Source organism: Devosia sp. CN2-171 (genome assembly GCF_049354815.1).
In the GTDB taxonomy this organism is placed as follows: Bacteria; Pseudomonadota; Alphaproteobacteria; order Rhizobiales; family Devosiaceae; genus Devosia_A.
Genome location: NZ_CP186479.1, coordinates 2,465,751 through 2,484,741, shown reverse-complemented (window position 1 = coordinate 2,484,741; position 18,991 = coordinate 2,465,751). Strand labels below are relative to the sequence as shown.

General features: G+C 65.7%; 16 protein-coding genes. 11 read left to right on the top strand and 5 right to left on the bottom strand.

Translation table 11 applies throughout. From position 1 onward, the window contains the following. Positions 1-65: 65 nt before the first annotated feature. The 6 genes from ACOYW5_RS12245 (at position 66) to ACOYW5_RS12220 (ending at position 8,381) form a co-directional block, all read left to right on the top strand. Complete coding sequence (locus ACOYW5_RS12245) at positions 66-2,741, top strand: GH116 family glycosyl-hydrolase (RefSeq protein WP_423065170.1); 2,676 nt, start codon at positions 66-68, stop codon at positions 2,739-2,741. A 71-nt stretch (positions 2,742-2,812) separates the two neighbouring features. Further along, entirely contained in the window at positions 2,813-3,718 is a 906-nt protein-coding gene (locus ACOYW5_RS12240; protein WP_423065169.1) for a helix-turn-helix domain-containing protein, read from the top strand. A gap of 357 nt (positions 3,719-4,075) precedes the next feature. Further along, entirely contained in the window at positions 4,076-5,941 is a 1,866-nt protein-coding gene (locus tag ACOYW5_RS12235) for a feruloyl-CoA synthase (RefSeq protein ID WP_423065168.1), read from the top strand. Beyond that, a complete protein-coding gene (locus ACOYW5_RS12230) occupies positions 5,942-7,192 on the top strand; it encodes a thiolase family protein (RefSeq protein WP_423065167.1) in 1,251 nt (416 codons plus the stop codon). It begins immediately after the preceding gene. Next, complete coding sequence (locus tag ACOYW5_RS12225) at positions 7,182-7,943, top strand: SDR family NAD(P)-dependent oxidoreductase (RefSeq protein ID WP_423065166.1); 762 nt, start codon at positions 7,182-7,184, stop codon at positions 7,941-7,943. Before ACOYW5_RS12230 ends, ACOYW5_RS12225 begins: the two co-directional genes overlap by 11 nt. Before the next feature lie 9 nt (positions 7,944-7,952). Beyond that, a complete protein-coding gene (locus ACOYW5_RS12220) occupies positions 7,953-8,381 on the top strand; it encodes an acyl-CoA thioesterase (protein WP_423065165.1) in 429 nt (142 codons plus the stop codon). Here ACOYW5_RS12220 and ACOYW5_RS12215 read toward each other — a convergent pair. After that, positions 8,372-8,830 carry a MarR family winged helix-turn-helix transcriptional regulator gene (locus ACOYW5_RS12215; protein ID WP_423065164.1) on the bottom strand — a complete coding sequence of 153 codons (459 nt, stop codon included), beginning with the start codon at positions 8,828-8,830 and terminating at the stop codon, positions 8,372-8,374. The two genes, ACOYW5_RS12220 and ACOYW5_RS12215, sit on opposite strands and share 10 nt — an antisense overlap. 86 nt (positions 8,831-8,916) lie before the next feature. Between ACOYW5_RS12215 and ACOYW5_RS12210 the strand changes: the two genes are divergently transcribed. The 4 genes from ACOYW5_RS12210 to ACOYW5_RS12195 all read left to right on the top strand — a co-directional run bounded on the left by ACOYW5_RS12210 (position 8,917) and on the right by ACOYW5_RS12195 (position 12,816). Then, a complete protein-coding gene (locus ACOYW5_RS12210) occupies positions 8,917-9,690 on the top strand; it encodes a crotonase/enoyl-CoA hydratase family protein (protein ID WP_423065163.1) in 774 nt (257 codons plus the stop codon). A 100-nt stretch (positions 9,691-9,790) separates the two neighbouring features. Beyond that, complete coding sequence (locus ACOYW5_RS12205) at positions 9,791-10,324, top strand: TRAP transporter small permease (RefSeq protein ID WP_423065162.1); 534 nt, start codon at positions 9,791-9,793, stop codon at positions 10,322-10,324. After that, the gene (locus ACOYW5_RS12200) at positions 10,324-11,649 is read left to right on the top strand and encodes a TRAP transporter large permease (protein ID WP_423065161.1); all 1,326 of its coding nucleotides are present in this window, start codon (positions 10,324-10,326) and stop codon (positions 11,647-11,649) included. The genes ACOYW5_RS12205 and ACOYW5_RS12200 overlap by 1 nt, the downstream gene beginning before the upstream one ends. A 141-nt stretch (positions 11,650-11,790) precedes the next feature. Continuing rightward, complete coding sequence (locus ACOYW5_RS12195; protein ID WP_423065160.1) at positions 11,791-12,816, top strand: TRAP transporter substrate-binding protein; 1,026 nt, start codon at positions 11,791-11,793, stop codon at positions 12,814-12,816. Between the two features lie 59 nt (positions 12,817-12,875). Here the strand turns inward: ACOYW5_RS12195 and ACOYW5_RS12190 are convergent, their stop codons facing one another. From ACOYW5_RS12190 to ACOYW5_RS12180, 3 genes are read right to left on the bottom strand one after another with little or no spacing between them, the layout of a single operon-like run. Beyond that, positions 12,876-13,844 carry a PDR/VanB family oxidoreductase gene (locus tag ACOYW5_RS12190; RefSeq protein WP_423065159.1) on the bottom strand — a complete coding sequence of 323 codons (969 nt, stop codon included), beginning with the start codon at positions 13,842-13,844 and terminating at the stop codon, positions 12,876-12,878. A 10-nt stretch (positions 13,845-13,854) separates the two neighbouring features. Beyond that, positions 13,855-14,595 (bottom strand): GntR family transcriptional regulator, encoded by a 741-nt coding sequence (locus ACOYW5_RS12185; protein ID WP_423065158.1) that lies wholly within the window; start codon positions 14,593-14,595, stop codon positions 13,855-13,857. 4 nt (positions 14,596-14,599) lie between these two features. Beyond that, positions 14,600-15,646: a Rieske 2Fe-2S domain-containing protein gene (locus ACOYW5_RS12180; RefSeq protein WP_423065157.1), complete on the bottom strand. Its 1,047-nt coding sequence runs from the start codon at positions 15,644-15,646 to the stop codon at positions 14,600-14,602. Between the two features lie 129 nt (positions 15,647-15,775). Here ACOYW5_RS12180 and ACOYW5_RS12175 point away from each other — a divergent pair, with 129 nt between their 5' ends. Then, positions 15,776-16,906: a 5-methyltetrahydropteroyltriglutamate--homocysteine S-methyltransferase gene (locus tag ACOYW5_RS12175; protein WP_423065156.1), complete on the top strand. Its 1,131-nt coding sequence runs from the start codon at positions 15,776-15,778 to the stop codon at positions 16,904-16,906. Here the strand turns inward: ACOYW5_RS12175 and ACOYW5_RS12170 are convergent. Continuing rightward, a complete protein-coding gene (locus ACOYW5_RS12170; protein WP_423065155.1) occupies positions 16,903-18,651 on the bottom strand; it encodes a sigma 54-interacting transcriptional regulator in 1,749 nt (582 codons plus the stop codon). The genes ACOYW5_RS12175 and ACOYW5_RS12170 overlap by 4 nt on opposite strands. Positions 18,652-18,991: the final 340 nt, after the last annotated feature.

Sequence of the window (18,991 nt, the reverse complement as noted above, 5' to 3'; positions counted from 1 at the left end):
GCAGGATCGCCCACGATAGCTTGCCGGAACAGAAGAAGTCCGGTTCCCCGGGGAGGAAAGACCAGATGCCGAATTCGGCGCCGTTTAGCTATAGCGGAGACGCCACCCGCGAGATCTCATTCCCGCTCGGTGGGATCGGCACCGGCTCGATCGGGCTCTCCGGCGGCGGCCGGCTGATCGACTGGGAAATCCAGAACCGGCCGGCCAAGGGCATCACCAACGGCCTGAGCCACTTCGCCGTCAAGGCCGAGCAGGCCGGCAAGGTCCTCGATGCGCGCATCCTAAACGGCCCCTACCTGGGCAACCGCACGGGCGACTTCCCCGCCGACACCTCGCGAAATTTCGGCTTTGGCGCGCGCCGAGACTCGCTCGCCGGCATGCCGCATTTCGCCCGGAACAGTTTCGAGGGCCGCTTCCCGGTCGCCAAGCTCGATTTCGACAGTCCCGAGTTCCCCGGCACGGTCACGCTCAGCGCCTTCAACCCGTTCATCCCGCTCCGCGACCGCGACTCGTCCATGCCGGTGGCGATGTTCGAGATCGCCTTCACCAACCCCACCGATGCCGAGATCACCTATAGCGCGGTGGGCGTGGTCGGCCATGGCCTGCATCCGCCGACCAAGGCAGGGCGGGTCAACCGCAAGGGCACGACGGGCGTGAAAGTCTCGACCGACGAGCCCGATACGACGTCGCCGGACTATGCCGAGATTGTGCTGGCGACCGACAGTCCGGTGACCAGCCGGCAGACGCATCTCTATCGTGGCCACTGGTTCGATGCGCTGGAGGTCTATTGGAAGGATCTGCATCGGCCAGGGGTGTTCGCCGAACGGGACTATGGCAATTCCGACATGGCCGGCGGCATGGGCCGCAACCGCGATTCCAGCCTCGTCGCCGCGCATGTCGTTGTGCCGCCGGGCGAGAGCCGCACGGTGCGTTTCGCGCTGAGCTGGTACGCCCCCAATTTCAGGAAGTATTGGATCACCCCGGTCTGGCATTTCCGCCAGCCATCCGCCGCCGTGGGGCAATGGAAGAACTGGTACGCGACCGAGTGGACCGGCGCCGAAACCGTGGCGGCCGAAGTCTTGTCGCGCTGGGCCGAGTTGCGCGAGGAGACCCTTGCCTTCCGCGACGCCGTTTATGGCTCGACCATGCCGCTGCCGGTGCTCGATGCCGCGGCGGCCAATCTCTCGATCCTCAAGTCGCCGACGACGCTACGGCTCGAGGATGGCACGTTCTACGGCTGGGAAGGCTGCCATCCGACAGCCGGTTCCTGCGAAGGCAGCTGCACCCATGTGTGGAACTACCAGCAGGCGCTGCCCTTCCTCTACCCGGCGCTGGAACGCTCGATGCGCGAGGCGGACTACAAGTACAACATGAACGCGGCCGGCGGCCTGAGCTTCCGGCTCAGCCTGCCGCTGGGCACCAACTACACCACCGAACGGCCCTGCGCCGACGGGCAGTTCGGCAATATTTTGAAGCTCTATCGCGACTGGAAGCTCTCGGGCGATACCGACTGGCTCAGGAAGCTCTGGCCGGCGGCCAAGCGCAGCATCGACTATGCCTGGAGCCCGGAAAATCCGGACCGCTGGGATCCCGAACGGACCGGCGTGCTGTGGGGCCGCCAGCACCACACGCTCGACATGGAACTGTTCGGGCCGAACTCCTGGCTCACCGGCTTCTATCTGGGGGCGTTGAAGGCAGGCGCCGAGATGGCCGAGGCGATGGGCGAGCCGGAGACCGCGGCCGACTATTCGGCGATCTATGAGCGCGGCCGCTCCTGGGTCGACCAGCACCTCTTCAACGGCGAGTATTTCGTCCAGGACATCGACCTCTCGGACCGCTCGATCCTCACCCCCTTCGTCAAGGGCGAGCTGGCGGTGGGCGTGCTCGGCGATACGGTCGACCAGCTCTACTGGAGCGCCGAACACAACGAGCTCAAGTACCAGATGGGGGGCGGCTGCCTGATCGACCAGGCGCTCGGCCAGTGGCACGCGACGCTTTACGGGCTGGGCGACGTGCTCGACCGCGACAAGATGGTCTCGAGCCTCAAGGCGATCTACCGGCACAATTTCAAAGCCCGGCTGGGCGATATCTACAATCCCTGCCGGGTCTTCGACATGGATGACGAATCCGGCACGGTGATCGCCACCTGGCCGGATGACGCCAGCAAGCCAGCCGTGCCCGTGCCCTATGCACAGGAAACCATGCACGGCATGGAGTACGCCTTCGGCCAGATGCTGATGGCCTATGGCATGCTGGGGGAGGGCGTCACTGTCACCGCCGGCGTGCGCGATCGCTACGACGGTGCCAAGCGCAACCCCTGGAACGAGATCGAGTGCGGCTCCAACTATGCCCGCTCGATGGCCAGCTGGGGTGCCATGGTGGTGCTCGCCGGCTTCAGTGTTGACGCACGGCGCGGGCACATCGGCTTTGCGCCTAAGCTGCAGGCCGGCGGCGTCTTCCGCAGCTTCTGGTCGGGCGGCAATGCCTATGGCACGGTTGAGTTCGCCGGCAACAAGATGCTGCTCGGCGTGCTCGGCGGCGATCTCGACCTCCGCAGCCTTGGCCTGCCGCCGGCAAGCGGCATGGCGTCCGGCGTGCGCAGGGCGGGCCAGGCCGTGCCGCACGAGGCGGGGACGGACGAGGTGTGCTTCGCCGACCTGCGGCTGGTCGGGGGCGACACGCTCGAGCTAGACCTGCCGGGCTTCGATTTGCTGACCCTACCGGAACTTGTTACGCTTTGATCCACTGGTGAAGGAGCGCTGGTCGACAGCGACGAGGGCGTGCGTATCCCGACTGATATCAGGGAGCGGTCATGATCGGCTCCCGCCTGCTCGGCCAGCAGCCCACCTTTGGCGGCGCCGATTTTGGCATCCCGGAGATCGCGCTCTTCGGCTACTACCAGTTCCGCAGCGCCGTGCCGACCTCGGATTCCTGGGAGGTGCATGACGGCGTCGAGATCCTCTTCATGCAGTCGGGCGAGGCCTGCTGGGACCTGCCCGACGACCACTTCTCGATGGCGACCGGCAGCCAGGCGGTGATCATCCCCGCCGGCCAGCGGCACCGCATCTCCAATGGCGTCTATACGCCCTGCCGGCTGCTCTGGATGGTATTCCAGCCGATCAAGCAGGCCTGCGGGACAGCGCGGCTGTTTCTCGATTCCGAGATCGAAGCCCTGTTCGTCATGGCCAACGAGCAGCAGCGCCCGATCGACCTGCCCGAGCAACTCTACCGTACGCTGGGCGAGCTCTGCTCGCGGCTCACCGATGAACGCTTGATGATCGGCTCGGCACCGATCATGGCCGAGGTGCGCTCGCGGCTCTATTCCTCGGTGACCTCGCTGTGGGAAGCATGTTCGAGCGGCCGCAGTACCGGCGCTCAAAGCCGACTGGTGCGGCAGGCAGCGGCGCTGCTGCGCGACAGCGCCGAAAGCGATATCGGCGACAAGGACGACAGCATTGAGGACGTGGCGCGCCAGCTCGGCTACGGCAAGAGCCGGCTCTACAGCCTCTTCACCCGCGAAGTCGGTATGGCCCCCAACGACTACCGCCAGCGCGTCCGCATCAAGCGCTGCTGCGAGCGGTTGACCAAAACCTCGGAGTCAGTCACCGCCATCGGCATCGACAGCGGCTTCCACTCGTCGCAATACTTTTCGCGGGTGTTCAAGAAGTACGTCGGCGTGACCCCGTCCGACTATCGACGGTTGTTCCACGCCGGGTAGCTGAGCGGACTTTGGGATCGCTGAGGACTTGGATCAGCAACGAGGGGCCGCACGTTTTCCCAGAAATTGGGGCCAGGACCGGCGGAGCCGCGCCGGACGGCATGTTCCCGATATCGGCAAACGAGAGGCCGGTTGCTGGGCTCCGCGACTTGGTCAAAGGCTCGAGTGGCCTGAGGAAGCTGTGCTGGCTTTCTAGTCGAGGCCGCCATGCCCCGCCCCGTCCCAACCGGCAGGTCTTTCGCTCACCCGACCACACGGACGCTGCCCATTGGGATGGCACCGGGCGACGGCTACATCCCGGCTCTTGACTCCGGAATTTTGTTATGTAGCATAACTATTGTTGGGAGGGAGGAACCAATGAACGCTGAGCAGGGGTTGCACCTTCGCCCGGTTCGCATGGGCACGATGCGCGCGGAAGCAGAGACGCGCGCCGACGGCACGGTCTATGTGCGCTCGCTCGAATTGCTCGGCGCCTATCCTCGCTCGATGACGGATCGGCTGGCGCATTGGGCGGCGGTAACCCCGGATGCGGTGTTCATCGCCGACCGCGGTGAGGACGGCGGCTGGCGCACGGTTACTTATGCCGAGGCGAACCGGCTCATCCGGCCGCTGGCGCAGGCGATGCTCGACGCGAAGCTCTCGCCGGAACACCCGCTGCTGATCCTTTCGGGCAACGAGATCGAACACGCACTGCTCGGCTATGCCGCGATGCTGGTAGGCGTGCCGCACGCGCCGCTGTCACCGGCCTACTCGCTGGTGTCCAAGGACTTCGCCAAGCTCAAATATATCGTCGGGCAGCTGGAGCCGGGCATGGTCTATGCCAGCGACGGCGAAAAGTTTGGCCCCGCGCTTGCCGCCGCGATCGATCCGGCCATCCCGCTGGTCGTGCGTAAGAACCCACCGGCCGGTCGCGCGTCCCGTCTGTTCAGCGACCTCACGCAAACGGTGCCGACCACCGAAATCGACGCCGCCAACGCGACGGTCACAGCGGATACAATCGCCAAGTTCCTCTTCACCTCCGGTTCGACCGGCATGCCCAAGGCGGTGATCACCACCCAGCGCATGCTGACCTGCAACCAGGAGATGATCCGCACCGCGCTCGCCTTCCTTGCCGACGAGCCGCCGGTGCTGGTCGACTGGATGCCGTGGAACCATGTGGCCGGCGGCAGCCACAACCTGGGCATCGCCCTCTACAACGGCGGCAGCTTCTACGTTGACGACGGCATGGCGACGCCCGAGGGTATCCGGCGCACAGTGCGCAACCTCACCGATATCGCCCCGACGCTCTATTTCAACGTGCCCAAGGGCTACGAGCTGCTGGTCGAGCACCTGCTTGCCGACCAGCCGCTGCGCGACAGTTTCTTCAGCCGGGTCAAGCTGCTGCAATATGCCGGCGCCTCGCTGAGCCAGCACGTCTGGGACGGGCTCGACAGCGCGGCACGGGCCGCAACGGGTGAGCGCATCATGATCATAACCGGTTATGGTTCGACCGAGACGGCGCCGTTTGCTTTCACCACGACATGGGTGGTGGACCGCGCCGGGCTGGTCGGCCTGCCGGCCGCTGGCCTCGAGATCAAGCTGGTGCCGGATGGCGAGAAGCTGGAGCTGCGGCTCAAGGGTCCCAATGTCACGCCAGGCTACTGGAAGGCACCAGACAAGACGGCCGAGTGCTTCGACGAGGAAGGCTACTACAAGATCGGGGACGCGCTGAAGTTCGCAGAACCGGGCAACATCGCCCGCGGTTTCGTGTTCGATGGCCGGGTGAGCGAGGACTTCAAGCTCGCGACCGGCACCTGGGTCAACATGGCCGGCGTGAGGGCGGGGGCGATCGCGGCGGCGACGGGGCTGATGCGCGACATCGTGCTGACGGGGCTCGACCGCAACCACATCGGCGCATTGATCTTTCCGGACCTCACTGCCTGCCGGGCGCTCGCCGATCTCGGGCCGGACGTGAGCGGCGAGGAGGTCGTCGCGCATCCGGCGGTGCGGGCAGCGTTCCAGCAGCGGTTCGACGCGCTGGCGGCGAACGCTACCGGCAGCGCCAGCCATATCGCCCGTGCGGTCATCGTCGGAACGCCGCCCTCGAGCGACGCGGGCGAGATCACCGACAAGGGCTCGATCAACCAGCGTGCCGTAATGGCGGCGCGGGCGCAGCTGGTGGCGGATCTCTATGCCGATCCAGCACCTTCCCATGTGATGAGTTTCGAGCGAAAGGCCCGCTGAGTGACCAAGCAAAATGCCCTGAGCGCCACCTTTACCGATGCCTGGCTGATCGAAGGCGCACGCACTCCGTTCGTCGACTATCGCGGGGCGCTGGCCGACATCTCGCCGATCGATCTGGGCATCAAGGCAGCCCGCGCGGCGATCGCCAAAGCAGGGGTCTCGGCCGCCGATATCGGTACCACGATTGCCGGCTCGATGGCGCAGGCCTCGTTCGACGCCTATGTCACGCCGCGTCATATCGGGCTCTATGCGGGGGTGCCGGTCGAGCGCCCCGCGCATCTGGTGCAGCGCATCTGCGGCACCGGGCTCGAAGTTCTGTCGCAGGCCGCCGACGCGGTGTCGCTCGGCCGGGTCGAACTGGCGCTGGGCGTCGGTACGGAATCGATGAGCCGCAACCCGATTGCCGCCTACTCGCACCGCAACGGCTTCGCCATGGGGCGCGTCGAGTTCAAGGATTTCCTGTGGGAGGCGCTCTACGATCCAGCCGCCTGCGTCAGCATGGGGGATACGGCCGAGAACCTCGCCAAGCAGTACGGGATTGGGCGCGAGGAGGTGGATCGTTTCGCGGCCCGCAGTTTCGAGCGCGCGATCGCAGCACGCGACGCCGGCTTCTTCGATGACGAGATCGTGCCGGTGGTCGGTGAGACCTTTACCGTCGATGCTCTTGAGCCGCGTGGCATCAAGTTGGGCAAGGGCGTTGAGAGCGTCGACAAGGACAGCCACGTACGGCTGTCGCCCTACGAGGTGCTGGCCAGGCTGCGGCCGGCCTTTGGCGGCGTGCAGACCGGCGGCAATTCCTCGGCCATCGTCGATGGCGCCGCAGCGGTCGTCGTGGGGGCATCGGCAGCGCTCGCCGACCGGAAGCCAATGGCGCGCATCCTTGCCAGCGCTTCGGTAGGGGTACCGCCGCACATCATGGGCATCGGCCCGGCTCCGGCCATCCGCGCCGTGCTCGAGGCCGCCGGGCTGACGCTCGACCGGATCGACCGGATCGAGATCAACGAGGCGTTCGGCGCCCAGGTCCTCGCCTGCGTGCGTGAACTTGGGCTCGACGAGGACAAGCTCAACGTCAATGGCGGCGCTATCGCGCTCGGGCATCCTCTGGGCGCGACCGGTGTGCGGCTGGCACTGACGCTGGCGCGCGAGCTCAAGCGCTCGGGACTGCGCTACGGCATCGCCTCGGCCTGCATCGGCGGCGGTCAGGGCATCGCTGTGCTGCTCGAGAACCCGGAGGCCTTAGGTGCGGATTGACGGGACTGTCGCGCTGGTAACAGGGGGCGGATCGGGGCTGGGCGCGGCAACGGCCCGGGCGCTCGCAGGCCGCGGCGCCCGCGTCGCGATCCTCGACGTCAACGTCGGGCACGGCGAGGCCGTGGCGAGCGAGATCGGGGGCCATTTCGCCCGCTGCGACGTGGCCGACCCCGCGAGCGCGGCCGAGGCGCTGGCATCGAGCCGCGCCGCCCTGGGCACGCCGGGCATCCTCGTCAACTGCGCCGGCATCGGCACGGCGGCGCGCGTCGTAGGCCGAGATGGGCCGATGCCGCTCGACGCTTTTGAGCGGGTCGTGCGCGCCAACCTCATCGGCACGTTCAACATGATCCGCCTCGTGGCGGCTGAAATGAGTGTTGCCGCACCCGGGCCCAATGGGGGCAGGGGCGTGATCATTGCCACTGCTTCGGTCGCGGCGTTCGAGGGGCAGATCGGGCAGGCGGCCTATGCGGCCTCGAAAGGCGGCATCGCGGCGCTGACGCTGCCGGTGGCGCGTGAACTCGCCCGCTTCGGCATCCGCGTGCTGACCATCGCGCCGGGGCTGTTCAAGACTCCCCTTCTTGCCGAACTGCCCGAGGAGACGCAGGCGGCACTCGCCTCTGCCATCCCCTATCCCTCACGGCTCGGCGAGCCCGCGGAGTTCGCCCAACTGGTGATCGCGATGATCGAGAACGACTACCTCAACGGCGAGATCGTCCGCCTCGACGGCGCGCTCCGCATGCAGTCCAAGTAGGTGCTGACGATGCTCACCAATACCCGTGAGGTGGAGATCGAGTTCGGCGACTGCGATCCGGCCGGCATTGTCTACTATCCCAATTACTTCCGCATGTTCGATGCCGCGACGGCGCATCTGTTCGAGGCGGCGCTCGGGATGAAGAAGATCGTCTGGATCAAGCGCTTCGGCATCCTGGGCATTCCGATGGTGGATACCGGCGCCAGGTTCATGAAGCCCTCGCGCTTCGGCGACGTGGTCACCATCACCTCGACCGTCACCGGCTTCAAGCGCTCGAGCTTCGAGGTTGTGCACCAGCTGTTCAACGACGGCGCGCTCGCCATCGAGGGGCGCGAAACGCGGGTCTGGGTCGGCACCGATCCGGACGATCCGCAGAAGCTGAAATCGCTGCCAGTGCCGGAAGAGGTGATCGCCGCCTTTTCGAGGGCTCAGCCTTGAGTGGGCACCAGCCGATCGAGCAGGGCGACAAGCTGGTCGCGCGCCTGCTGTCCGCCCAGCTGCTCCACCATCTCGGCCTCGAACTGTGCCTGGACGGCGTTGGCCTTGGCGATGAACGCCTCGCCGCTCTCGGTCAGGAACAGCGCATTGGCGCGGCGATCGCCGGCTCGCTGCCGCCGCTCGGTCAGGCCGCGTGCTTCGAGGGCGTTGATGAGCGTGACGAAATTGGCGCGCTTGATGCCCAGCGCTTCGCCGACCTGGGTCTGCTTGCTGCCCGGGTTGGCGCCGATCAGCGCCAGCACCGAGTACTCGGCGGGTGTGAGCCCGAACTCGGCGAACCGCGCCATGAACTGTTGGAACACGCCGACCTGGGCCCGCCGCAGGCGATAGCCGATGATGCCGCTGACCGAGCCGGTATCGAAGCTGCGTGGGGGCTTGGTTTCGTTCATGGGGCTTCTCGTTCTGGCCGGCCGTCTGCTGGCGCCCGGCATTGTTATGCAATAGAGCAAATTCCACCATTGGCGGAAGGGATCAAATGAGCATCACTCATGCGGAACTGACGGTACGGCAAGATGGGCCCGTCGCCTACCTCGCCTTCGACCGTCCTGCCAAGCGCAACGCGGTGAACGACGCCGTGATCGAAGCCCTCGACGCGTTCTTTTCCGACACCCCGGCCGGCGTCAAAGTCGTCGTGCTGTCCGGCAATGGCGGGCACTTCTCGGCTGGCCTCGATCTGAGCGAACAGGTCCAGCGCGAACCGCTGGAGGTGATGCGCCATTCGCGCAATTGGCACGGCGTCATGCACCGCATCCAGTTCGGCGGCGTGCCGGTGGTCGCCGCGCTTAGCGGCGCCGTGATGGGCGGTGGGCTCGAGATCGCGGCGGCCTGCCATGTGCGGGTCGCGGAGGAGGGGACGATGTTCCGTATGCCCGAGGGGCAGCGGGGCATTTTCGTGGGCGGCGGCGGGAGCGTCAGGATCGGCGCCATCATCGGGGCGGATCGGTTGACCGAGATGATGCTGACCGGGCGCACCTATACGGCAGAGGAGGGTGTGAGGCTCGGCCTCGCGCACCATCTCGCACCGGCCGGCGAGGCATTGGCCAAGGCGAGCGAACTGGCACGGCAGGTTGCGCAGAACTCGGCGACCGTGAACTACCTGATCATCCAGTCGCTGGCCCGGATCGGCAAGATGTCGGCCGAAGACGGGCTTTATGCCGAGAGCCTCGCCGCGGCTTTGAGCCAGACGGGCGCCGACGCCGAGGAGGGGCTTCGCGCCTTCCTCGAAAAGCGCAAACCGAACTTCGCCTGAGGGAGCCAGCACAGCCCGCGGTTATATGCCGAACGGGATATTTCATTTTACCGCAGGGGACCAAGACCGCACGATCCAGCCAGGGAGAGGAGCCCTTCGTATGGATAGTACACTTGTTGGCAGGCTGGTTTACGGTCTGGCCCGCGCCGTCGCCATTGCCGGCGGCGTGATGCTCTCGATCGTCGTCGTCATCGTCGTTGTCAGCGTCATCGGCCGGGCGCTGATCCCCTTCGGGTTGAGCGCCGTGCCGGGCGATTTCGAGATCGTGCAGTTCGGCGTGCTGTTCGCCATATTCGCCGCCCTGCCGCTGACGCAATACCTGCGCGGTCATGCCGATGTGTCGATACTGGTGGACCATCTCCCGCTGCGCGCGGTCGTCGTCATCGAGTTCATCATGGATGCGCTGATGCTCTGCGCGACCGTGTTCATCGTGTGGCGTTTCGGGGCCGGCATGCTCGACAAGTACGGCAACCGGGAGGTGACGTTCATCCTGCACGTGCCCCTGTGGTGGACCTATGCCGCGGGTATGGTTGGCGCAGTCTGCATGGTCATCGTCAGCGCCTACTGCGTGGTGCGCTCCTTCATGAACGCCATCTCGCGCAACCCGGTGAAGCCGGAAGTGGGGCTGTTCTGATGAGCAATGTCGAGCTCGGCCTCTGGTCCTTTCCGGTCCTTCTCCTGCTCATCTTCCTGCGCATGCCCATCGGGCTTGCGATGCTGATCGTGGGCGTGGTCGGCAACTATCTCATCACCAAGAGCTGGAACCCCAGCCTCGCGCTGTTCAAGTCGCTCACCTTCTCGACCTTCTCGAGCTATTCGTTCGCGGTCGTGCCGCTGTTCCTCCTGATGGGGCAGTTCGCGGCGATGAGCGGAGTGTCGCGCGCGCTGTTCGATGCGGCTGCATCCTGGCTCGGGCACCGCAAGGGCGGTATCGCCATGGCCTCGATCGGTGCCTGCGCCGCGTTTGGCTCGATCTGCGGCTCCTCGCTCGCGACGGCCGCGACCATGGGACAGATCGCGCTGCCCGAACTCAAGCGCCACAACTACTCGGGGGCGCTCGCCACCGGTACGCTCGCCGCGGGCGGCACCATCGGCATCCTCGTGCCGCCCTCCTGGATCCTCGTGATCTATGCCATCCTCACCGAGCAGAACATCGCCAAGCTGTTCCTTGCCGCAATCGTTCCCGGCATCCTCGCCGCGGTCGGGTACTGCATCACCATCGCGATCGTCGCCCGGCTGAAGCCGGAAAGCGCCGGGACCCCCTATCCGCGCGTCCCGTATCGCGAGCGCTTCAAGCAGTTGGGTCGCATCTGGCCGGCGCCCTTCACTTTTGTCCTCGTGATCGGCGGCATCTATACTGGCATCTTCACGCCTACCGAGGCGGCGGCCGTTGGAGCCTTGGGAACGGCGCTCATCGCCATCTTCAACCGCACCTTCACCTGGCCCGCCTTCCGCACCGCGATGGTGCAGATGGCGACCGGCACGGGCATGATCTTCATGATCATCCTGGGGGCGGCTGCGCTGAACAATTTCCTTGCCCTGAGTCAGCTGCCGCAGGTCGCGGCTGCTTTCGTCACCGAGCAAGGGTTCAACCCGTGGGTCGTGATGACCCTCATTCTCATCATGTACCTGATCCTGGGAGGGCCGATGGACTCGCTGTCGATGATCCTGCTGACCATCCCCGTCGTCTATCCGGTGACGCTCGCGCTCGATTTCGGTCTCAGCCACGAGGAATTCTCGATCTGGTTCGGCGTGCTCACGCTCGTCGTCGTCGAGGTCGGGCTGATAAGTCCGCCAGTGGGGATGAACCTGTTCGTCATCAATTCGATGAGCAAGGGAACCAGCATGGGCCAGACCTTCGCGGGGGTAACGCCGTTCCTGATCTCGGACTTGGTCCGCACGGTGATCCTTGTGGCGTTTCCATCGATCTCGCTGTTCCTCGTGCAGTGGCTGTTCTGAACAAGCCGCGCAGCGACGGCGCGCGTCCGATGCCATTTGGAAGTGGAGGCATAACCGTTGGGTTATGCGAGACATGACAGTTCTCATTTTCGCCCTCCACCGAGCGGGCGGATAGTCAGACTACTCTGGGAGGAGGAACCCATGAAACGACGTGCATTTCTGGCCGGCAGTGCTGCCGGTACCTTTGCCTTGGCGGCGCCGGCGATCGTCCGCGGGCAGGACGTAACGACCCTGCGCGTGCACCAGATGCTGCCCGCGCAGGCGACAATCCCGAGCAAGGCCATCGCCCCGTGGGCGCAGCGGGTCGAGGAGGCGTCGGGCGGCCGGCTCAAATTCGAGCTCTATCCGGCCATGCAGCTGGGCGGCGCTCCGCCGGACCTCTTCGACCAGGCCAAGGACGGTGTGGTCGACCTGATCTGGACCGTGCTGGGCTACACGCCGGGCCGCTTCCCCAAATCGGAAGTGTTCGAGCTGCCGTTCATGGTGACGAAGGCCGAAGCCACTTCGGTCGCGTTCCAGCAATTTGTCGAAGCCAACTCGATCGACGAGTTCGCGGGGGTCAAGCTGCTCTGCGTCCACACGCACGGCCCGGGCCTGTTCCACACCAAGGACCCGGTCACCAAGCTCGAGGACCTGAAGGGCATGAAGATCCGCGGTGGTTCGCGCATCATCAACGGCCTGCTCGCGGGTCTGGGCGCAGAGCCCGTCGGCATGCCGGTGCCGCAGGTGCCCGAGGCGCTCTCCACAGGCGTTATCAACGGTACGACGATCCCGTGGGAGGTGACGCCGGCGCTCAAGGTGGCCGAACTGGTGCACAACCACACCGGCTTCTCGGGCACGCACGGGCTCTATACGCAGACCTTTGCCTTCACCATGAACCTCGACCGCTACAACGGCCTGCCCGATGATCTGAAGGCGCTGATCGATCAGAATGCGGGCGTCGAAACGGCGCGTGCCTTCGGCGCGGCGATGGATGCTGGCGATGCCGTCGGCCTCAAGATCGCGCAGGACGCGGGCAACAGCATCGTCACGCTCGACGAGGCCGAGACCCAGCGCTGGAAGGATGCAGCCCAGCCGACCATCGACAAGTGGTACGCCGATGCCACGGCCGCTGGTTTCGACGGCAAGGCGCTGCACGAGGCCGCCCAGGCGCTCGTCGCGGGCTGAGGCCACCGCCGAATGGAGCTTGAGTTTGGGGCGCGCTACGGCGCCCCGCTTCGTTGCAGCTAGGGCCGGTACCCGACGTCGATCACGGCGCGGCCACCGGTGAAGCGGGAGACGCAAGCGCACATGCGCGTGCCCTCGTGTTTCTGCCCGGCGCTGAGGAACACGTCGCGGTGGTCGATGGGCCTGTCCGCGTCGAGTACGACGATCGCGCACAGTCCGCACTCGCCGCGCCGGCAATCCGAGATCATCTCGACGCCGGCCTCGGTGAGAGCGTCCAGCAGCGTCTGGTCGGGTCGGACGTCGACGAGCACATTGCGGCGCACCACCTCGACCTGGAACGGTGCTTCGGCAAACAGGCCGCTATCGCCAAAGACCTCGTAGCGCAGCCGGCCGACGGGGCGGTGTGCCGCGCTCCAGGCGGCCTTGGCAGCCTCGAGCATGCCGATTGGGCCGCAGACATAGAGTTCTGCCTCGGCGGGCAGGGCGGCGATCTCGGCTGCGAGGTCGATCCGCCGTCCTTGGTCAGCGGCGAAGAGCTCGAGTTGCGCCCCGAGCCGGGTCTCGAGCTCGTCGGCGAAGGCCATGTCCTGCCGGCGCCTGCCGCCATAGACCATGCGAAACGGTGTACCGCGGGCGTGGAGCGCCAGCGCCATGCCGTAGATCGGCGTCACGCCGATGCCACCGGCGACGAGCAGGCACGGGCTGTTGCGCCAGGAGAGCTCGAAGCGACTCTCGGGTCCGGTGATCTCGATCGGCTCACCAACGGCCAGGCCCCACATGAAGCGTGAGCCGCCACGGCTATGCGTGTGGCGCTTCACCGCGATCCGGATCCGATCCGGCGAGGCGGGGAGGCAGGTATAAGTGCGGGTCGCCGTTCCGTCTCCGAGCCTCACCCGGACATTTGTGTGCGACCCGGGCTCGAACCTTGGCACGTCGCCCGTCACGGTGAATTCGATCAGCCGCGTGTCCTCTGCGATGAGCCGAGCGTCCGCCACCTCGGCCGACATCCATTCCTGTTTGCTGCGCATCTCGTCCCCCTCAACCGGTGACCAGTGCCAAGGCCGGCACGCGCCGCATCAGGCTGCGATCCTGCTCGATGACATATTCGAGATTCTGCCGCGCCAGACGTCCATGCTCGCGCGCCAGCGCTTCGGCCCGCCCGCCTTCCCTGAGCTCGATGGCATTGACGATGGCCCGGTGCTGCGACTGGCCGATCACTAGCGAGCGGCGGAACTCAGGCACGTCGGCCTGCTTGTCGAGAAACGCGCTGGGCGAGGCGAAGGGCAGTTGCGTCACGCGTTCGATCTCGCGCCGGATCGTCTCACTGCCGGAAAGGCCAGCCAGTGCCTCGTGAAACTGGGCGTTGAGTTCGACATAACGGTCGAAGTCCATGTCCTCGGGACGTCCGGGCATGGTCTCGTCGAGTCCGCGCAGCAGGTCGTTGATGGCGCGCAGCTTCGCCGGCTGCACGCCGCGCTCCGCTGCGAGCCGCGCCGCCGTTCCTTCGAGCACACCGCGCAGTTCGATAGAGTCGATCACCTCGTCACGGGTGAAGCTGCGCACCGCGTAGCCTCCCGACGGGATGATCTCGAGTAGCCCCTCCTGCTCGAGCCGGGCCAGTGCTGCCCGGATGGGCGTGCGCGAGATACCGAGCTTTTCGCTGATGGCGATCTCGGACAGCCGCTCGCCCGGCCGCGCCTGCCCACCGAATACGAGGTCGCGCACTCCGAGGAGTGCCTTCAGTGACTGCGGCTGCTGCCGCCGTTGCGCCTCAGCCATCACCCTACTCCGCCGCGATCCGTTGCGCCTGCTCTTCGCCAATCATCCGGTCGATGAGCTTGCGCGCCCACATCGAACCAGCGTCGATATTGAGGTTGTAGATGACGTGGTCGGGATTGTTGTCGAGCGCGACCTGCTGGGCTTCGAGGATGCGCTCGTCCTCGCGGAAAATGCCGGCCACGCCCTCGCGCAGCTCATGTGTCCGGCGCTGTTCGCTGAGCTTGTAGTTGCGTGCGAAGGCCCAGAAATAGTGGCAGGTCTTCTCGGTCTCGGGCGTGATCGTATTGAGCACGAAGCCGTTGACGCCCTGGCTGCGGTCGCCTTCCGGCGCGCCCGTTGCGGTCGGCGCGACTCCCACGTCGATCGCAATCGTCGCCGGCGCTTCGAAATTGATGATCTGCCAGCGATCGACGTTCCCGGGCTTGCCCAACTGCCCGCGCCAGAACGGCGGAGCATCGATATCCTTCATCCAGCGCGTGATGGTCGCCGTGCGGTCGGAATGCGTCGCCGTGAACGGCGCTTCGGCGACGGCGCGGTTGCCGATCGAGGAGCCGTGCACATAGGTTTCGTGCGTCAGGTCCATCAGGTTGTCGATGACCAGCCGATAGTCGCACTTGGCGTGGATCAGCTTGCCATCGGCGGCCCATGCCGGATCGTCGTTCCAGTGCAGGTCCGGCACCTTCGCGGGGTCGGCCAGCGCCGGGTCGCCCATCCACAGCCAGATGAAGCGGTGTCGCTCGACCAGCGGGTAAGACTTCACGCAGGCCGACGGGTTAATTGTCTCCTGTGACGGCATGTATACACATCGGCCGGAATCGTCGAACTCTAGACCGTGATAGCCGCAGATGACGTTGTCGCCGTAGAGCTCGCCCATCGAGAGCGGCAGCAGCCGATGCCAGCACGCGTCGGCCAGCGCAACCGGCGTTCCGTCCTGCCTTCGGTACATAACCACTGGTTTTCCGCAGATCGTACGAGGCAGCAGCTCGCGCTTGACCTCGGTATCCCACGCCGCGGCGTACCATGCATTCATCGGAAAGGTCTGTTGGGGCATGACCGCGCTCCTCCCAGAAATCGATCGGTGTCCGCATCATAAAAGACCACCTGTATACAATTGGCAAGGGCAAGCTTGCCTCGGGGGTGGAAGGCGGGTCACATGCGCCGACTCTGGGAGGAGGATCAGATGACCGTCGCCACAACGTCCACGCCGCCTTTCCGCGCCGATATCGTCGGCAGCTTCCTGAGGCCTGCTTCGGTAAAGGCGGCCCGCAAGGCGCGGCTCGAGGACAAGACGCTGTCCGCCGAGGAGCTGAAGGCAGTCGAGGACGAGGCGATCATCGACGTCATCCGCATGCAGGAGGCCGCTGGCCTGAAAGCAGTCACAGATGGCGAGTTCCGGCGGGCCTGGTGGCACTTCGATTTCATGGGCATGCTGGATGGGCTTGACATCGTCCGGCGCGACGGTGGCGCCATCCAGTTCCATGGCGTCAAGACCAAGTCCGATGTGCCCATCATCTCCGGGGCGCTTGATTTCCCGGACGATCACCCGATGCTCGAGCACTTCAAGTTCGTGAAGGCGCATACCAGCGTTACGCCGAAGATCTCGATCCCCGGGCCGAGCGCCATCCATTTCCGCGTCGCCGAGGACGACATCGACGTCAACGAATACAAGCACGACGCCGAGGCCTATTTCGAGGCCATCACCCGCACCTACAGGAAGGCCGTCAAAGCCTTCTACGCGGCCGGCTGCCGCTACCTGCAGATGGACGACATCTTCTTTGCCTACCTCTGCGACCCCAAGATTCGGGCTGAGCGCAAGGCGCGTGGCGAGGACCCTGACTGGCTGATCGGCCGTTATGCCAGGATGATGCATGATGCGATTGCCGACCGACCGGCCGACATGCTGATCGGCATGCACATGTGCCGCGGCAACTTCAAATCCACCTGGGTGGCCGAGGGCGCCTATGACCCCGCGGCCGATGCCGTCTTCAACCAGACAGGCGTCGATATCTATTTCATGGAGTATGACAGTGACCGCGCCGGCGGCTTCGAGCCGCTGCGGCTGCTGCCCAAGGGCAAGAAGCGCGTCCTCCCCGGCTTTATCACCACCAAGACAGCCGCGCTTGAGGACCTGGACGACCTGAAGCGCAAGTTCGAAGCGGCGAGCAAATATGCCGATATCGACCAGTTGGGCATCGCCCCGCAATGCGGTTTCGCCTCCACCGAGGAGGGCAACGCCATCACCGAGGACGACCAGAAGCGCAAGCTCGAGCTCGTGGTGCGGACGGCCGAAGCGATCTGGGGCGGCGTCTAGTCCTTCATGCCGAGCTTGCCGAGCCGGTAGTCGAGGCTGGCGCGGCTGATTTTCAGGTCACGGGCGGCGGCGGAGACGTTGCCGCCCGCCCGCTCCAATGCAACGCGGTAGGCGTTGCGCGCGATTTGCTCGAACGAGGCACCTTCGGCGAGCGATGTGGCCGCGTTCAGCGGCGACTGGTCCAGGCGGCCCTCACGCGACAGGCTGACCGTGAAGGGCGGCAGCAGCTCGGAGCCGGAGAACAGGTGCACGATGTCGACCTGCCCGCCGTCATCGGCATAGACCACGCCGCGCTCGATGAGGTTCTGCAGCTCGCGGATATTGCCGGGATAGTCGTATTTCAGCAGCGCGTCGGTCGCCCGCCGGGTGAAGCCGCGCAGCGAGCGGCCATGGCGAGCCGAATAGAGCGCAAGGAAATGCGCCATCAGCAGCGGGATGTCGTCGCGCCGTTCGCGTAGCGGCGGAATGGCGATGGGAAAGACGCAGAGGCGAAAATAGAGGTCCTGCCGGAAGCGGCCGGCCGCCACTTCGCTGGCGAGATCGACATTGGAGGCGGCGACGACGCGCACGTCCACCGGCACCGGTCGCGAGCCGCCGACGCGCTCGATCACCCGCTCCTGCAGGGCGCGCAGCAGCTTGCCCTGCGCCGAATAGGCGAGCGAGGAGACCTCATCGAGAAACAGCGTGCCCAAAGTGGCGCGCTCGAAATAGCCGGCACGCGAGGCGGTAGCGCCGGTATAGGCCCCCTTGTCGACGCCGAAGAGCTCGGATTCGACGAGGTTCTCGGGGATGGCAGCGCAGTTGATGGCGACGAACGGCCCCGCCGAGCGCCGGCTCATGGCGTGGAGCTGGTTGGAGAAGAGCTCCTTGCCCACCCCGCTTTCGCCGGTGAACAGTACAGTCGCATCAGTCGCGGCGACCTTTTCGAGATGCCGCCGCGTGCGCAGGAACGCACCCGACACGCCGACCGCGACGTCGCCGATCGGCGCCACGACATCGGCGAGCCGGGCGGTCGGCTCCGGCCGGGGTTTGCGGGCAGCGGGCCGGCGGGCCTTCCACTCGAGGCCGAAATACTCGCGTTCCGGCGCGTCCTTCTCCCAGGCTTCGGCGTGCTGGCCAACCACGACGCAGCGTTTGGCGCCCATCCCCATGCATTCGGTCTCGCGGAAGATCACCGGCTTGCCGAAGAGTTTGGTGGTGTAGCCGGAGGGATAGCCGGTCTGCAGCCAGCACACCGGTTCGCTGGCAATGCCGTAGCTCTGCAGGTGCTCGGCGGCCTCAGAGGAATCGTCCCACAGGAACTCGCCGAAATAGGTGCCCTTCTCACTGTCGAACTCAAAATGCTTGGTCGTCACCTTGACGAAACCTTCGAGCGTATGGACGCGCGGGCCGGCGGCCAACGCGTGGGTCAGGTCCTCGTGCGGGAAGCGTTTCTGGATCAGTTCGGCGTCGCGCACGCCCTGCATGTAGCCCACCCGCATGAACAGCGAGCGCGCCGTCTCGGTACCGAAGGCGTCGATGATCTCCTGCCGGATGCGGCCGAAGACGACCGACTGCATCAGCACCATGCGCTGGTCGTTGAGCCAAATGCGGCCGTCGCCGAGTGCGAAATGCAGCACTTCCGTCAAATCCTGGAAGGTCGGCGCAGCCCCGGTTTCAAGCTCGCTGCTAGCGCCGCGCGTGAGGATTGTGCTGGCGCGGCGCGATGCCTCGGCCAGCGAGATACGGGCTTTTGGCTCGTTCATGGTCAGCTCCTCCCCGCTCTTCGTTTCATGTTTTGGTGAAACTGGCCAGCGAGTTTCATGAAAATCGGAAACCGGCGTGCGGCTGCCGCTCACCAGCGGGGAGCGGTGGCGCACGTAAGCCAATGAGATCACGACGCTTTTGTAATGTGGCATAACAATTCGTTGAGTTTGGCACGGCCTTTGCAATTCATTTTTCAGCCCGCGAGGAGGAACTGCGGGTGAGGAGGATGGACCCAAGGGTCTCGTAACTGCTGAGGCGCAGGCGGCGGAAGGTCCGTTTGCGACCACCGCTGGAGGTTTGCCCGAAGGGCCCGCGGCAGCACCCCTCTTTCTCCTCGCG

Bases quoted from the DNA above. Each gene is read 5' to 3' on its own strand.
- ACOYW5_RS12185 (WP_423065158.1), bottom strand. From the start codon at position 14,595: ATGGCTGAGGCGCAACGGCGGCAGCAGCCGCAGTCACTGAAGGCACTC.
- ACOYW5_RS12210 (WP_423065163.1), top strand. From the start codon at position 8,917: ATGAGCATCACTCATGCGGAACTGACGGTACGGCAAGATGGGCCCGTC.
- ACOYW5_RS12245 (WP_423065170.1), top strand. From the start codon at position 66: ATGCCGAATTCGGCGCCGTTTAGCTATAGCGGAGACGCCACCCGCGAG.
- ACOYW5_RS12235 (WP_423065168.1), top strand. From the start codon at position 4,076: ATGAACGCTGAGCAGGGGTTGCACCTTCGCCCGGTTCGCATGGGCACG.
- ACOYW5_RS12205 (WP_423065162.1), top strand. From the start codon at position 9,791: ATGGATAGTACACTTGTTGGCAGGCTGGTTTACGGTCTGGCCCGCGCC.
- ACOYW5_RS12220 (WP_423065165.1), top strand. From the start codon at position 7,953: ATGCTCACCAATACCCGTGAGGTGGAGATCGAGTTCGGCGACTGCGAT.
- ACOYW5_RS12190 (WP_423065159.1), bottom strand. From the start codon at position 13,844: ATGCGCAGCAAACAGGAATGGATGTCGGCCGAGGTGGCGGACGCTCGG.
- ACOYW5_RS12180 (WP_423065157.1), bottom strand. From the start codon at position 15,646: ATGCCCCAACAGACCTTTCCGATGAATGCATGGTACGCCGCGGCGTGG.
- ACOYW5_RS12175 (WP_423065156.1), top strand. From the start codon at position 15,776: ATGACCGTCGCCACAACGTCCACGCCGCCTTTCCGCGCCGATATCGTC.
- ACOYW5_RS12240 (WP_423065169.1), top strand. From the start codon at position 2,813: ATGATCGGCTCCCGCCTGCTCGGCCAGCAGCCCACCTTTGGCGGCGCC.
- ACOYW5_RS12170 (WP_423065155.1), bottom strand. From the start codon at position 18,651: ATGAACGAGCCAAAAGCCCGTATCTCGCTGGCCGAGGCATCGCGCCGC.
- ACOYW5_RS12200 (WP_423065161.1), top strand. From the start codon at position 10,324: ATGAGCAATGTCGAGCTCGGCCTCTGGTCCTTTCCGGTCCTTCTCCTG.
- ACOYW5_RS12215 (WP_423065164.1), bottom strand. From the start codon at position 8,830: ATGAACGAAACCAAGCCCCCACGCAGCTTCGATACCGGCTCGGTCAGC.
- ACOYW5_RS12195 (WP_423065160.1), top strand. From the start codon at position 11,791: ATGAAACGACGTGCATTTCTGGCCGGCAGTGCTGCCGGTACCTTTGCC.